The organism is Amycolatopsis sp. NPDC051102, from assembly GCF_040682815.1.
Classification (GTDB): domain Bacteria; phylum Actinomycetota; class Actinomycetes; order Mycobacteriales; family Pseudonocardiaceae; genus Amycolatopsis.
In genome coordinates this window covers 62748-77705 of record NZ_JBFBBT010000034.1, presented here as the reverse complement: position 1 = coordinate 77705, position 14958 = coordinate 62748, and the positions used below count along the sequence as shown (strand labels likewise).

General features: G+C 72.0%; 12 protein-coding genes. 6 read left to right on the top strand and 6 right to left on the bottom strand.

What is annotated here, in order from left to right:
* Nucleotides 1–274: 274 nt before the first annotated feature.
* Nucleotides 275–691, bottom strand: coding sequence for a MarR family transcriptional regulator (locus tag AB0M93_RS45980; RefSeq protein WP_364286885.1), 417 nt, complete (start codon nucleotides 689–691; stop codon nucleotides 275–277).
* Nucleotides 692–743: 52 nt separating this feature from the next.
* Here AB0M93_RS45980 and AB0M93_RS45975 point away from each other — a divergent pair, with 52 nt between their 5' ends.
* Complete coding sequence (locus AB0M93_RS45975) at nucleotides 744–1145, top strand: SRPBCC family protein (protein WP_364286882.1); 402 nt, start codon at nucleotides 744–746, stop codon at nucleotides 1143–1145.
* Here the strand turns inward: AB0M93_RS45975 and AB0M93_RS45970 are convergent.
* The 3 genes from AB0M93_RS45970 to AB0M93_RS45960 form a co-directional block, all read right to left on the bottom strand.
* A complete protein-coding gene (locus AB0M93_RS45970) occupies nucleotides 1142–3175 on the bottom strand; it encodes a cellulose binding domain-containing protein (protein ID WP_364286879.1) in 2034 nt (677 codons plus the stop codon). The genes AB0M93_RS45975 and AB0M93_RS45970 overlap by 4 nt on opposite strands.
* Nucleotides 3176–3257: 82 nt before the next feature.
* Complete coding sequence (locus tag AB0M93_RS45965; RefSeq protein WP_364286876.1) at nucleotides 3258–6584, bottom strand: error-prone DNA polymerase; 3327 nt, start codon at nucleotides 6582–6584, stop codon at nucleotides 3258–3260.
* 146 nt (nucleotides 6585–6730) lie between these two features.
* Nucleotides 6731–8305, bottom strand: a complete 1575-nt coding sequence (locus AB0M93_RS45960; RefSeq protein WP_364286873.1) for a DNA polymerase Y family protein — start codon at nucleotides 8303–8305, stop codon at nucleotides 6731–6733.
* Between AB0M93_RS45960 and AB0M93_RS45955 the strand changes: the two genes are divergently transcribed.
* The gene (locus tag AB0M93_RS45955; RefSeq protein WP_364286897.1) at nucleotides 8290–8430 is read left to right on the top strand and encodes a hypothetical protein; all 141 of its coding nucleotides are present in this window, start codon (nucleotides 8290–8292) and stop codon (nucleotides 8428–8430) included. The genes AB0M93_RS45960 and AB0M93_RS45955 overlap by 16 nt on opposite strands.
* Nucleotides 8431–8686: 256 nt before the next feature.
* Here AB0M93_RS45955 and AB0M93_RS45950 read toward each other — a convergent pair whose 3' ends face one another.
* A complete protein-coding gene (locus AB0M93_RS45950) occupies nucleotides 8687–9373 on the bottom strand; it encodes a hypothetical protein (RefSeq protein WP_364286870.1) in 687 nt (228 codons plus the stop codon).
* A gap of 303 nt (nucleotides 9374–9676) precedes the next feature.
* Between AB0M93_RS45950 and AB0M93_RS45945 the strand changes: the two genes are divergently transcribed.
* The gene (locus tag AB0M93_RS45945; protein WP_364286868.1) at nucleotides 9677–11071 is read left to right on the top strand and encodes an NAD(P)/FAD-dependent oxidoreductase; all 1395 of its coding nucleotides are present in this window, start codon (nucleotides 9677–9679) and stop codon (nucleotides 11069–11071) included.
* Here AB0M93_RS45945 and AB0M93_RS45940 read toward each other — a convergent pair.
* Nucleotides 10999–12522, bottom strand: coding sequence for an alpha/beta fold hydrolase (locus tag AB0M93_RS45940; protein WP_364286865.1), 1524 nt, complete (start codon nucleotides 12520–12522; stop codon nucleotides 10999–11001). The two genes, AB0M93_RS45945 and AB0M93_RS45940, sit on opposite strands and share 73 nt — an antisense overlap.
* Before the next feature lie 176 nt (nucleotides 12523–12698).
* Between AB0M93_RS45940 and AB0M93_RS45935 the strand changes: the two genes are divergently transcribed.
* Genes AB0M93_RS45935 through AB0M93_RS45925 form a run of 3 tightly spaced genes read left to right on the top strand, consistent with a single transcriptional unit; the run spans nucleotide 12699 to nucleotide 14952 of the window.
* A complete protein-coding gene (locus tag AB0M93_RS45935; protein WP_364286862.1) occupies nucleotides 12699–13094 on the top strand; it encodes a GntR family transcriptional regulator in 396 nt (131 codons plus the stop codon).
* Nucleotides 13091–13972 carry an ABC transporter ATP-binding protein gene (locus AB0M93_RS45930; protein ID WP_364286859.1) on the top strand — a complete coding sequence of 294 codons (882 nt, stop codon included), beginning with the start codon at nucleotides 13091–13093 and terminating at the stop codon, nucleotides 13970–13972. The genes AB0M93_RS45935 and AB0M93_RS45930 overlap by 4 nt, the downstream gene beginning before the upstream one ends.
* Nucleotides 13969–14952, top strand: coding sequence for a transporter (locus tag AB0M93_RS45925; RefSeq protein ID WP_364286856.1), 984 nt, complete (start codon nucleotides 13969–13971; stop codon nucleotides 14950–14952). The genes AB0M93_RS45930 and AB0M93_RS45925 overlap by 4 nt, the downstream gene beginning before the upstream one ends.
* Nucleotides 14953–14958: the final 6 nt, after the last annotated feature.

Genomic DNA, 14958 nt, shown 5'->3' with positions numbered 1-14958 from the left:
CCGAAATCTTCGGAGCACTTCAAAAGCGTGCCTTGACAAACCCGACCGTCGACTGAAAAGCGGCTGGGATGAGGGGCGGGGGAGGTCTGGTGACGCCGTCCTCAGCTCGCGCTGCCGGCCGCCGGTTCGCGTCTGGTGACGCCGTGGTCCGCTTGCGCTGCCGGCCGCCGGTTCGCCTCTGGGATCAAGGGCGGGATGCCGCCGATCGCCGGTTCGCGTCGGGGCCCCTCGCGTCGGCCGTGCACCACCCGCCCCGGACCGGCCGCCGATGCGGTCAGTCCGTGTTCGCCAGGTGCGCCAAGCCTGACCGCAGCAGGCGCCGGGTCTCCGCTGGCAGCCCCGCAAGCTTGCCCTCCTCCACCTCGCGGATCGCCGCCCGCACCGCCGCGTGCCGACGAGCTCCCTCTGCTGTCAACCGCACCACCCTCGCCCGGCGGTCGGTCGGGTCCGGCTCTCGGGCCACCAGACCCGCCGCTTCCAAGGTGTCGAGCAGGCCGATCAACCTGGTCTTGTCGTAGCGGATCTGCTGGGCCAGTACCAGCTGGCTGGGCGCCGCTCCGGGGGCCAGGGCCGACAGCACCACGTACTGCCACATCGAGAGCCCGTGGCGCTCCAGTACCGGCCGTTCGGCTTCGGCCAGGGCGCGTCCCGCGCCGGCGCAGAGGGCGCCCAGATCGTCGTCCTCGTTCACCCGGCGAATTTTACGCTTGGACAAATGATAAGCACCTGCGTATCGTTCGGGTATGACCCTTGCCCGTGCCGAAACCCGCACCATCTCCATCGCCGCCTCGCCCGCGCGGGTCGTCGAGTACCTCGGCGACCCGCGCCACCTGCCCGAATGGGCGCCCGGCTTCGCCTCCGCCGTCGACCACGACCACGACGACGTCTGGCAGGTCCGCACCGAAGCCGGCCCGCGACGCGTGGCCGTACGCGTCGCGGCGGCCCACGGGGTGGTCGACGTGGTCAGCGCCGATGCCCCCACCGTGGGCCTGTTCACCCGCGCGGTGCCGAACCAGACCGGCGCCGAACTGATCTTCAGCCTGTTCTTCCCCGAGGACACCGACCCCGCGGCGGTCGACGCCCAGATGGCGGTCGTCGGGGAAGAACTCCGGGCTGTTCGCGAACGCGTCGAATCCGCGCGCTAGCCCAGTGCGCAGAGGACGCCGTTGAGGGTGAACGCCGACGGCAGGATGTTCGGCCCGCTGTAGTCGGCGGTGAACCCGACGTCCACGCCGGCCGCCGGTGGGGCCGGCGACGACACCGTCACCGTCGTCCCGTTCTGGGCCCACGTGCCGTTCCAGCCACCCGTCAGCCGCTGGCGCGCCGTGGGCCAGTTGAACGTCAACGTCCAGTCTCCCACCACGCCGGTGCCGGTGACGTGGATGCCGCCGACAAAGCCGCTCGCCCAGTCGTTGACGTCGCTGATCTTGACCGTGCAGGTGCTCGCCGCCGGTGCGCCGGTGGTGAACGTCAACGGCGGGGAGGCCGCGGACACGTTGCCCGCCGTGTCGCGGGCCAGCACGTTGACCGTGTACCTGGTGCCCGGCACCAGGTTGCCGACGTCAAGCGACGTACCGGCCGTCTCGCCCCACTGTTCGCTGACGGCGCCGAGCTGCCGGTACACCTCGTACTTCGCGATCGGGTGCGCTCCGGGCGCGGCCGCGGGCCAGCTGATCGCCGCGGTCCGGTCGGTCGCCGTCGCGACCGGGCGGCCGGGTGCGCCCGGGCCGGCGGACACGGTGGCCGCCGGGTGCAGGACCAGGGTGGTCAGCGAATACGGCGGCAGCGTCTGGGACGTGCTCGTGCCGGTCGTGGCGCTGCTGATCGACGTCGCGCCGTTGGTGAAGGTGAACACCTGCGGCGCGGCGGCGGCCGGGGTGTAGCCCGCGTAGTCCAGCGTCACCGTCCTGGCCTGGTCGGGGTCCTTGTTGAGCAGCAGCACGGCGAGGTCGCCGTCCGGGCGCCGGACGGCGTGCGCGCCGACGAGCGGGTCGTCCGCACCCGCCCGGACGTACTGGTCACCCGGGCGTGCGAAGGTGCTCAGCATCTTCAGGCCGTAGTAGGGCGCGAACGGCGTGTTGAGCGCCGGCTCGCAGGCGCCGCCTTCCAGGCAGGTCGCGCTGGAAAGCAGGCCGGAGTCGCCGTAGTCCGGATAACCGGCCACAGTGGACAGTTTCGTTCCGCCGTTGTGCGTGTCCCACCAGTCGACGGTGAACACGCCGTTCTCCAGCAGCGAGCTGTAGGTGTCGGCGGCGAACAGCGCGCCGGGCTGGGTGTCCATGCCGACCGGCGTGTTGGTTTCGGTCATCGAGATGCCGATGCGGCCGGAGTTCGGGCCCGCGTACCGGGTGATCTGGTCGCGCGCCAGGTAGATCATGTCGTCGATCTGTTCCGGCTTGGTGAGGGCTTCGGCCGCCGTCGAGCCGCTGGGGTACCAGTGCAGGATGACGAAGTCGATGTGCGGGCCCGCGATCGACAGCACGGTCTGGTTCCAGGTGGCGGTGTCGCCGGAGCCGACGATGCCGTCCGGCCAGTTCGCCGGGGTCGTCAGGACGGCGCCGATCTTGACGCCCGGATCGGCCGCCTTCATCGCGTCGGCGTAGGCGACGACGCCGTTGGCGTAGGCCGCCGGGCTCTTGTCCGCGTGGTTGTCGGCTTCCCAGTTCGCGCCGTAGTGCCCGTTCCCGTAGAGCTCGTTGCCGATTTCCCAGTACTTGACGCCGTAACCCTTGGTCACGTTGGCGTACCGCACCCAGTCCGCGGCTTCCTCCGGCGTGCCGGTGCCGTAGTTGGCGATGATGATCGGCTGGGCGCCGGCTCTCCGGACACCGCCCATGAAGGTGTCGAAATCGGTGTTCGGCGCCACGTACCCACCCGGCGCGGTGTTGTCCTTCCAGTGGTAGATGTCGCCGTAGGAACCGCCGGGGTAGCGCATCGTGCGGACGCCGGCCGCGCCGTACAGGTCGGCCACCTGGTCGGTGCCCAGCTGGCTGTCCCACACCGCGTGGTTGATGCCGATCCCGGTGTCCGGCACGGTGGCCAGCCCGGCCCGGGCGTTGACGGTGACCGTCGCCGTGGGCGTGGCCGCCGCCGCGGCGGTGCCGGCTGCCGGTACCGCCGCGGCGAGCACGGCGATCACCGGCCACGCTGCCCAGCGCAGACGTCGAACTGTCATGGAAGGTCCATCCTCACTCGTCGGGCACGAACGGATGACTGGGAGCGCTCTCAGCGAGAGAACCACTGCGGGGGCCCGAAAGTCAACGGAAGTCGCGCGAGGGCCCGTTCCGCATCGGGAGTTCGAGGTTTTCGAGGCGGTCGGCGACGAGCGTGACGACTCCTTCGGCGGCTTGCACGTGGCCGCGGACGAGCAGCGCGGAGCTGGTGCGGGCGACGATCCGCTGCCGGTGCCAGAGCCCGGGCGAGACCAGGACGTTGGCCATGCCGGTCTCGTCTTCGAGGTTCAGGAACGTGATCCCGCCGGCCGTCGCGGGCCGCTGCCGGTGGGTGACCGCGCCGCCGACCCAGACGCGCGTGCCGTCTTCGGTCTGCATGAGCTCGGCGACGGTGATCGCGCCGCGCTCGCCGAGGAGCCCGCGCAGGTACTCCACCGGGTGGCTGTCCGGGGACACGCCGGTGGCCCACAGGTCCGCGGCCGTCACCTCCAGCCGCGTCATCCCGGGCAGCGCGGGCGCGTCGAGCCCCGGGGCGAGGCCGGGCAGGTGACCGGGCCGGGTGGCCGCGGCCGCGCCGGCGGCCCAGAGGTCCTGCCGCCGGTCGCCGCCGAACCCGCTGAACGCCCCCGCCGTGGCCAGGGCTTCGGCCACGTTCTTCTTCAGCGGCACGCGGCGGGCCAGGTCGCCGATGCTCGCGTACGGACCGTGCGCCTCGCGTTCGGCGACAATCTCCTCGGCCGCGTCATCGCCGAGGTGGCGGACCCCGGCGAGGCCGAGCCGGAGCGCGACACCGCCGGTGCTGCCCGGATCGGGTTCGAGGGTGGCGTGGGCGAGGCTGGTGTTGACGTCGGGTTCGCGGATGTGGACGCCGTGGCGGCGGGCGTCGGCGACCAGCGTCTGCGGGCTGTAGAAGCCCATCGGCTGGGCGCGCAGCAGCCCGGCGCAGAAAGCGGCCGGGTAGTAGCGCTTGAACCACGCCGACGCGTACACCAGGAGCGCGAAGGACATCGAGTGCGCTTCGGGGAAGCCGTAGCCGGAGAAGGCGTGGATCTGTTCGAAGATGCGTGTGGCGAGTTCGCGGTCGAGGCCGTTGGCTTCGCAGCCGGCGAAGAACCGGGCCATCAGGGCTTTCATCTTCGCGCTGGAGCGTTTGGCGCCCATGGCGCGGCGGAGCTGGTCGGCTTCGGCGGGGGTGAAGCTCGCGACGTCGACCGCCATCTGCATCACCTGCTCCTGGAACAGCGGCACGCCGAGGGTGCGGTCCAGGGACGCGGCCAGCAGCGGGTGCGCGTGTTCCCATTCCTCGTCGCCGCGGCGGCGCCGGATGTAGGGGTGGACCGAGCCGCCCTGGATCGGGCCGGGCCGGATCAGCGCCACCTCGACGACGAGGTCGTAGAACTCGCGGGGCCGAAGCCGGGGCAGCGTGGCGAGCTGGGCGCGGGACTCGACCTGGAACACCCCGACGGCGTCGGCTTCGCAGAGCATGTCGTAGACCGCCGGGTCGGCCAGGTCGAGTTTCCCGATGTCGACCGGCGTCCGGTGGTGCTCGGCGACGAGGTCGAGCATGTGGTGCAGCGCCGAGAGCATGCCGAGGCCGAGCAGGTCGAACTTGACCAGACCGACGGCGGCGCAGTCGTCCTTGTCCCACTGCAGCACGCTGCGGTCGGCCATGGTCGCCCACTCGACCGGGACCACTTCGGACACCGGCTGCTTCGAGATGACCATGCCGCCGGAGTGGATGCCGAGGTGGCGCGGGAAGTCCTCGATCCGCGCGGCCAGGTCGAGAACGTCGTCCGGGATCGCCCCCGCGGCTTGCTGTTTCGTGGCGGCGACACCGCCCCACCGGTCGACGAGCTTGCCGTAGGCGTCCTGCCGCCCGGAGCTGTGCCCGAGCGCCTTCGCTGCGTCACGGATGGCGGAGGGCGCCCGGTAGGTGATGACGTTGGCGACCTGCGCGGCGTGGAACCGGCCGTGTTTGTCGTAGACGTACTGGATGGCTTCCTCGCGGCGGCCGGACTCGATGTCGACGTCGATGTCCGGCGGCCCGTCCCGCTCCGGCGCGAGGAACCGCTCGAACAGCAGGTTCCACTTGACCGGGTCGGCGTGGCAGATCTCCAGCGCGTAGCAGACCGCGGAGTTCGCGGCCGAGCCGCGGCCCTGGCACAGGATGTTCGCCTCCCGGCAGAACCGGACGATGTCCCAGACGACGAGGAAGTAGCCGGGGAAGCCGAGCTTGCCGATAACGGCGAGTTCGTGGTCGAGCTGGGCGTACGCCTTCGGGTTCTCTTCACGCGGGCCGTAGCGCTTCGCCGCGCCGCGCCAGGTCAGCTCGGTCAGGAACGACATCTCGTCGTGCCCGGCCGGGACGGGGAACGGCGGCAGGTCCGGCGCGACGAGGTTGAGGTCGAACGCGACTTCGACACCCAGGACAGCGGCCCGGCCGACGGCACCGGGATAGCGGCGTTCGAAGAGGCGCCGCTGTTCCATCCCGGACCGCAGGAACGCCTGCCCCGACGGCGGCCGCCACCCTTCGAGCTCCTCAGCCGACCGCCGCGCCCGGACAGCGGCGACCGCCGCGGCCACGCCGGCGTCGTCCGGCCGGGCGTAGTGCACGTTGTTGGACACGACGGTCGGCAGCCGGAGGTCCTTGGCCAGCGCGTCGAGCAGGTCGTTGGCGGTGTCGTCCTGGGGCTGCCGGTGGTCGATCAGCTCGACGGCGACGTGCGACCGCCCGAACCGCTCCACGAGCCGGGCGAGCTCGGCGTGCGCGGCGGCCGGGCCGCGCCGGTCGAGCGCCTGCCGGACGGCACCCTTGCGGCACCCGGTGAGCACGACGACGTGCCCGGCCAGCTCGTCGGCGAGCTCGTCGAAGTCGTAGACCGGCCGCCCCTTCTCCCCGCCGGCGAGCTGGGCGCGGGAGATGACCCGGCACAGCCGGTGGTAACCGCTCTGCTGCCGCGCGATCACGAGCAGGTGCGATCCGGCCGGATCGGGCACCCCGGCCTGCGGACCGGGCAGCCCGAGCGAGAGTTCGGCCCCGAACCCGACGCGCACCCCGAGCGCCCGCGCGGCGTCGTTGAACCGCACGGCGCCGTACATGCCGTCGTGGTCGGTGAGGACGAGCGCGTCGAGCTCGAGCCGGGCGGCCTCCTCGACGAGCGTCTCAGGGTGACTCGCGCCGTCGAGGAAGCTGAAGTTGGAGTGGACGTGCAGTTCGGCGTAGGGCGCCCGGATCCGGTCGCCGCCGTCGTCCCGGCCCCGCCGGTCTTCGAGGTCGGCCGGCGCACCGGCATACCCTTCGCGTTTGCGCGACCACGCGGGGGCGTCGCTGCCGTCGCCGGGAACGGGGGCGCGTCCGGAAGCGATCCGTTCCACTTCGGACCACGGCACGCGCGGATTGTTGAACGCCAAGGCAGGCTCCCACCGATTTCGCTGTGGGGAAGCCAGCGACTACTGTTCGAACACACGGACGAATATCGTGGTTCGATCCTGCGGCGGGACGCGCCCGGTGTCAACTGTGGACGGTGTGAAGTCACGTCCGTCACACGGCAGAAAACTCAGTCGTAACATCCCTCTACTGTCCACTGTGGATCGTTTCCGACCGAAGCCGTGAGCAGCAGCGCGATATCACCGTCGGGGTCGTCTTCCAGCACCACCTGCACCCGTACGAGCGGCCGCTCGCCGCGGCGGGCGGGCAGGGCCGGGTGGACCACCCACGGGCCCGCCGAGCCGAGGACGCGGCGCGCCGGGCCGCCGTCGACCGCGACCGTCGACGGCGGGTAGCCGAGCTCGCCGCGAGTGGTGCAGCGGACGACGTCGCCGACTGCGTCGAGCACCTCGGCCGGGACCGGGCGGCGGGGCACGACCGTCGGCGAGGGGGCGGGCAGCCGGCCCGGCCACGGGCGGTCGGCGGCCAGCGGGCGGCGCGGCTCGCCCCACGGGATCAGCCGGACACGTTCGGCCGGGCCGCGGCCGCCGTCCAGCAGCGGGGTGACGACCGCGTCCGGGCCCAGCAGGCCCTGGATCCGCACCAGGGCGCGGGCGGCGCGCTCGGCGGCGTCGGCGTCGCGGCCCACCGATCCCAGCTGCAGCTGCAACGCCTGCCCGCCGACCACCTCTTCGGGGTCGAGGCGCAGCCGGACGATCCCCGCCGTCGGCCGGTCGCGGGCGGTGAGCCAGCCTTCGCACTGCCAGCGCACGCGGTCCGCCGTCGAGCGGGCGGTGAGGGGTTCGGCGCAACGCCAGACGCGTACGCGTTCTTCGCCGGCTTCGGTCACGGCGACGATGGCCAGGCGCGTGCAGGCGAGCCCGTGGTTCGCCAGGACGGCGAAGAAGCGTTCGCCGAGCGTCTTCGCGACGAAGGCGGCTTCGTCGACCCTGGCCAGCGGCGTCTCGAACGTCTCGACGACCGACAGGTCCGGCGGCAGGGCGCGACGCAGCGGCGGGCGTTCGGACAGGCCGCGGGCGAGGCGGTGGGCGACGACGGCGTCCTTCGGGAAGCGGCCGGCGACGTCGCGTTCGGCCAGCGCGGCAAACGCGCCGAGGGTGCGCAGGCCGAGCCGCCGGAGCAGGTCGACGAGCTCGCCGCGGTCGTCACCGGGCTGGTTCAGTTCGGCGATCGACAGCGGCGCGAGGAAGGCGGCGGTCCGGCCGCGCGCGACGAGGGCGGAGCGGCGGGCAGCGAGGGTCGCGCCGAACAGCCCGTCGGCCACCCCGACCTGGCACTCGACCCCGGCCCGGGCGGCGACCTCGTCGATGAGCAGCTCGGCGAGGGCGGCCTCCCCGCCGAAGTACCCGGCGGCCCCGTCGACGGGCACGGCGACCACCCCGGGCCGCACGACCTCGACCCCGACGGCCTGCGCCTCGACCGCGGCGGCGACGGGCTCGAACAGCCGGGCATCGCGGTCGGGATCGTGCTGGTGCACGACGAGTTCCGGACACCGCGACTGGGCATCCCGCCGCCGCATCCCCCGCCCGACACCGCTGCGCCGAGCGGAAGCGGAGCAGGCAACGACACGGTTGGCGGAGAAAACGGCGGCGGGAGCACCGGGCGGCGTACCGGCCGCGGCCCCGGCGGCGACGACCGGCCAGTCGGGACACCACAGGACGAGCAGCCGTGGCGCGTCATTCATTCCACGATGCCGCGCTCGCTCCGGCCGGGCGGGCGACCCGCGCGGAGCAGCCCGCACCAGCCGACGCCCTCATCCAGGCGACGGCCGCGCGGGCGATTCGCTCGACCGGCATCTCGCGTGACTGAGGCGACATCACGCGTGACTGAAGGGTCATCTCGCGTGATTGAGGGGGCATCACGCGTGACTGGAAGGGCATCACGCGCGACCCGGCCCACATCTCGCGTGCCCCAAGAGGCATCACGCGTGACTGAAGGGTCATCTCGCGTGATTGGAGGGTCATCTCGCGTGATTGGGGAGGCATCACGCGTGATTGGAGGGGCATCTCGGGGGGTTGGTGGGGCGTGCGGCTGAGTTGGCGGGGTGGGGCGGTGGGGGTGGTGGTCATCCGGCCACCTCGACCAGCCGTCGCTCGGGTGAGCCGCCGGCGGCGACGGCTCCTGCCGGGCCCGGTAGCTGCAACGGGACCGTCCGCGGCCGGGACGCTGCGCCGCGGCCGCGGGTTGTTGCCACTACGTCGCGGGTTCTCAAGTGGCCGTGGCCGTCCTGGGTGAGACCGTGCCAGCGGCGGCCCGTCACCTTCAGCTCCAGGTCCGCGCCCGGCCACGGGCCCGCCGTCAGCAGGACCGTGCCGCGGTTGCGGACGCGGCCCGCCAGCCTGCGGGCCGTCTCCGGGGTGACCCCGCGGGCCGGGCCGAGGACCACCACGTCGAACCCGTCCACCAGGGCCGAGACCACCGGTACCAGCTCCGCTCCGGGGTCCGGGACCAGGGCGATCCGCTCCAGGTCGACGCCGAGTTCCGCGGCCGCCGCCAGGCCCAGCTCCGGCAGGCCCGTCACCGCCGCCCAGGAACCGTCGCGGGTGGCCGCCGCCAGCAGGGCCAGCACCAGGGACGTCGCTCCGCGCACCGCGATCGTGCTGCCCCGGCGGAGACCGCCGCCGGGGAGGAGCGCCGCCAGCGGGGGCAGCACCGCCAGCAGCTCCGCGTCCGGGGACGGCTCGCGCAGCTGCGCGGCCGTGCGGACACCCGGCATCGCCGCCAGCCCGGCCAACGCCTCCGGCACCGCCACCGCCCACCTCCAGCACCACGTACTCGTACCGGAGACACCCGCGTGAGGAAGCCACAGGCGAACCCAGAACACTTATCGAACACTTGTTCGCATAGTGCGAGACGGGCGCCCCCGCTGTCAAGCCGAACGGGCGGACCTCACCCGGGAGCGATCATGCGGCTGACGATCCACGCGTGTTCGCCCAGCTGCCGTCCGCGCACCAACCCGTGCTCCTCGAACAGCTTGCCCTCACTGTGACGCGGGTCGCGGTCACGTCCTCGTCCGCTGCCTCGTCCAGGGGGTGAAGCGAGAAAAGAGGACGAAATGCGCCGGATCCTGATCGTCGGTGGTGGGTACGCCGGCTTCTACGCCGCGTGGAAGCTCGAAAAGAAGCTGCGGCGCGGCGAGGCCGAAGTCACCCTCGTCGACCCCCGCCCGTACCTGACCTACCAGCCGTTCCTGCCCGAGGTCGTGGCCGGCTCGGTGGAGGCGCGGCACGCCGCCGTGTCGCTGCGGCGGCACCTGCGCCGCACCCGGGTCGTCGCCGGGACGGTGACCGCCGTCGACCACGCCCACCGCGTCGTCACCGTCCGGCCCGCCGATGGCGAAGCCTTCGAACGGAGCTACGACCTGATCGCCGTCACCGCCGGCGCGGTCACCCGGACGCTGCCCGTGCCCGGCGTCGCCGACCAGGCGATCGGCCTCAAGCACGTCGAAGAGGCCGTGGCGATCCGGGACCGGCTCCTCACCGCCTTCGACCGCGCCGCCGCGCTGCCCGAAGGACCGCAGCGGCGGAAGCTGCTCACCGTCACGTTCGTCGGCGGCGGCTTCTCGGGTGTCGAAGGCTTCGGTGAACTGCTGTCGCTGGCGACGGCGCTGCTCGAGCGCTACCCGGAGCTGCACCGCGACGAACTGCGGTTCCACCTCGTCGAGGCGTCGGGCCGCATCCTGCCCGAGGTCACCGCCCGGCCGGGCCGCTGGGTCGTGCGGGAACTGGAACGCCGCGGTGCCCACGTCCACCTGAACACCCTGGTGACGTCGGCGGAGGACGGCCACGTGACGCTCTCGACCGGCGAGGAGTTCGACGCCGGGCTGATCGTCTGGACCGCGGGCAACGGCGCCAACCCGGTCGTCAGCAGGCACACCGACCTCCCGGTCGACGAACGCGGTTCCCTCGTCGTGCGGCCGGACCTGCGGATCGAGGGCGTCGATGGCGCCTGGGCCGCCGGCGACGACGCCGCGGTGCCCGACCTCGCCTCGCCGGTGCCGGGCGCGCGGACCGTTCCCAACGCCCAGCACGCCTACCGGCAAGGGAAGCTGCTGGCCCGCAACATCATCGCGACGCTGCGCGGCCGGGAACCGAAGCCGTACGTCCACCACAGCCTCGGCGCGATCGCGACCCTCGGCCTGGGACGCGGGATCTTCCAGTACCGGAAGCTGGTCGTCACGGGGCTTCCCGCGTGGCTGATGCACCGCGGCTACCACGTGCTCGCCGTGCCCACCTGGGAACGCAAGGTCCGCGTCCTCGCCGGGTGGCTGACGCAGGCGCTGTTCGGCCGCGACATCCTCAGCCTGGCTTCGGTGCAGCACCCGCGGGACGCCTTCGTGGCGGCGGGCCTCGCCGTCGCCGGCGAGGCCCGCCCCGGTCAGCCCGCGAAGGGGCTGGCGTCGATCGTGCAGGTCTTGCCCGCCGCGGGGAAGGTGCCCGAGATCAGGTAGTCCCGCTTGACCTTCTCGGTGCACGTGCTCGGGACGTACATCGACGAGTGGCCGTAGCCCTCGGTGACGAACACCCGTGCCCGCGCCAGTTCCGCCGCGCCGTCGCGAGCGCCGGGCAGCGGCGTGGACGGGTCGTAGTGGTTGTTCAGCACCAGGATCTCCGCCGACGTCGGGCGGTTCCACGGACCGGTGTAGCGATCGGTGTCCTTCGCCTGCCAGAACGCGCAGCTCATCATGTCCAGCACCGCGATCCGCCCGAAGTACGGCACGCGCTGGTCTTCCGACTCGGCGTACCGGCTGTAGACCGCCGGGTCGGTGGGCACGTCGCTGTCGCTGCACTGGATGGCGTTGAACGCCTCGGTGCGGTTCGAGGTGTACTGCTCACCCTGGACGGCGGCCGCACGCAGGGCCGGCGTCGCCGGGGCGTCGTAGAGCCGCTGCAGCAGCGCGGCGATGTCCGGCCAGCCCCGCGAGTCCGACAGGTCGGCGGCCGCGTTGATGATGCCCGAGTAGGTCCACGTTTCGCCGTTGCTGACGATCGGAGCCTGCTTGGCACGGGCGGTGAGGGCCGCCCACTTGGCCTTCGGGTCGCCCGAGGAGAAGGCGCACTTCGGGCCGGCTTCCGTGCACAGCCGCAGGAACTGCTCGAAGGTCTGCGCGATGCCGGTCGCGACGTCCTGCCGGGTGTCCAGCGGGACGCTCTTGCCGTTGCCGTTCTGACCTGTCGCGTTGCCGGCGAAGTCCATGGTGCCGTCGAACACCATCGCCCGGATCCGGTTCGGGAACAGGTTCGCGTACGTCGCCCCGAGCTGGGTGCCGTAGGAAATGCCGTGGTAGTTCAGCTTCGGGTCGCCGACGGCGCGCCGCAGCAGCTCCAGGTCGCGGGCGGTGTTGGCGGTCGAGACGTGCTCCAGGATCGGGCCCGCCTTCGCCGAGCAGCGGTCGGCCAGCTCCTTCGACTTGGCGTAGAAGGCCGCGTTGCCGCTCGGGTCGCCCGGCATCTCCGGGAACGACCCGAAGAAAGCCTGCTGCTCGGCCACGGAGTCGAAGCACCGGACCGCGGTGCTGTTGGCGATCCCGCGCGGGTCCCACGACACCAGGTCGAACCGCGCGCGCAGTTCGTCGGAGAACAGCCACGGCCACTTGCCGCGTTCGCGCAGCCGCTGCAGGCCGGACGCGCCGGGGCCGCCGAAGTTGACGAACAGCGAGCCGATCCGGTGCGCGGGATCGGTGGCGGGCAGCTTGATCAGCGCGAGGTCGATCTTCGCGCCGGCCGGCCGGTCGTAGTCCAGCGGCACGGATGCCTTCGAGCACTGGAAACCGTCCGCGCAGTCGGTCCAGCTCAGCTGCGGCGTCGGAACCTTGTCGATGGCGGCCGGTGCCGCGGACGCGACCGCCGGTCCCGCCGCGACGGCCATCGAGACACCGAGTGCGACGACCACGCCGCGCACGATGCCTCCCCCAGAAAATCGGCGCACGAAAAGTCCCTTCGGAGAGGAAACGATCACTTCGCCTCCACAGACGCCGCACCGGCGGCGAGGTTGGCTCCGGCCGCCGAAAAAGATCACTGGCGCCGTGCTGCCTCGCTTAGCTATAGTGCTAGGTAACTAGATAAATGGAGTTGCCGATGATCGAGTTCCACCTGGACGCGAGGTCCGGCTTGTCGCCGTACCAGCAGCTGGTCCAGCAGGTGCGGCACGCGCTGCGCCTCGGCCTGCTCACCGAGGGCGATCAGCTCCCGAAGGTCAAGGACGTGGTCGCGAGCCTCGCGATCAACCCGAACACCGTGCTGAAGGCCTACCGCGAGCTGGAGCACGACGGCCTGGTCTCGGCCCGCCCCGGCGTCGGCACCTTCGTGACGGCGACCCTCAACGGCGGCGCGTCGTTCGCCGCGCTCGGGCCGTTGCGGCAGGACCTGCGCCGCTGGCTGGGCAAGGCCCGCAAGGCCGGTCTCGACGAAGAGAGCATCGAGGCCCTGCTGATGTCCACGTTTCGCGACTCCGCCAGAGAGGGAATAGCGTGACTGTCCTCAAAGCCCAGGGACTGGGGAAGAAGTACGGGCGCAAGCAAGCGCTTACCGGCTGCACGCTGGAGATCGAGGCCGGGCACGTCACCGGGCTCGTCGGCCCGAACGGGGCGGGCAAGTCGACGCTGCTGAACATCGCGGCCGGCATGCTCGAACCGACGACCGGCACGATCGAGGTGTGCGGCGGGGTGCCGGGCAGCGGCCCGGGGCAGCTGGCCAAGGTGGGCTACGTCGCCCAGAACACGCCGGTCTACAGTGGACTGACGATCGAGGAGCACCTGCGGCTCGGTGCCCACCTCAACCCCGGCTGGGACGCCTCGGTCGCCGAAAAGCGCGTCGAACGCCTCGGATTGGACCTCAAGCAGCACGCCGGCAAGCTCTCCGGCGGCCAGCGCGCCCAGCTGGCGCTCACGATCGGCATCGCCAAGCGTCCCGAACTGCTGCTGCTCGACGAGCCGGTCGCGGCGCTGGACCCGCTGGCGCGCCGCGAGTTCCTGCAGGACCTGATGGAAGCCGTCGCCGAGCACGGGCTGTCCGTCGTGATGTCCTCCCACTTGGTCAACGACCTCGAGCGGGTCTGCGACCACCTCGTCGTGCTGGTGGCTTCGCAGGTCCGGGTGATCGGCGAGGTCGAGACGCTGCTCGCCACGCACCACCGGCTCTCCGGGCCGCGCCGCGAACTCGACACGCTGCCGGCGGACCAGCACGTCGTCTCGGCGAAGCACACCGACCGCCAGACCACCGTCCTCGTCCGCACCGAGGCGCCGATCCTCGATCCCACGTGGACGGTCGGGCAGCTCGGCCTGGAGGACCTCGTCCTCGAGTACATGAGCAACCCCGCCGCCGCCCGCCCCGCCCTGGAGGTCCTCCGATGACCTGGCTGACCTGGCGCCAGTTCCGCATCCCCGCGTTGTCGGTGCTCGCCGGCCTGATCGCGATCGCCGTCGTGCTCGCGATCACCGGGCCGGACCTGGTGGGCCGCACGGACTTCGCGGACGAAGACGTGCTCTTCGGCGGGACGATCCTGGTGCTGTACCTGCTGCCCGCGGTCATCGGCGTGTTCTGGGGCGCCCCGATGATCACCCGCGAGCTGGAGAGCGGCACGCACAGTCTCGTGTGGAACCAGACCGTCACGCGGAAGCGGTGGCTCACGACGAAACTCGGGTTCGGCCTCCTCGCCGCGATGCTCGTCGCCGGGGTGCTGAGCGCCGCGGTCTCCTGGTGGGCGAGCCCGATCGACGCGCTCTCCGCGCTCCAGACCGACCGCGGGATGCTGCCCCGCATCTCGCCCGTGGTGTTCGGCGCGCGCGGCATCGTCCCGATCGGCTACGCGGCTTTCGCGCTCGTCCTCGGTGTCGCGGTGGGAATGCTGCTGAAGCGGACGGTGGCCACCATGGCCGTCACCCTCGTCACGCTCGCCGCCGTGCTGGTCCTGGTGCCGACCTTCGTGCGGCCGTACCTCATCCCGCCGGAGCAGACGACCCTCCCGATCGTCGGCAAGGACGTCACGAACATCACCGGCAATGACCGGCAGGGGATCACCGAAATCGGCGTGCGGAAGCCGGCCGGGGCGTGGGAACTGGCGAACGAAACCGTGGACCCGGCCGGGAACGTGGCCGACCCGCTGCCGTCGTTCGTGCAGGACTGCTCCCCGAAGCCGGGTCAGGGCCCGCCGCCGCGCGGCTCGCTGGAAGACTGCGTGGCCCGGCTGGGCGCCCACGGCTACCAGCAGCGCCTGACGTTCCAGCCCGGCTCCCGGTTCTGGCCGCTGCAGTGGCTCGAACTGGCGCTCTACCTCGCGATGACCGCCCTGCTCACCTGGTTCTGCTTCCGCCGTCTCCGCCACCTGTCCTGACGATTC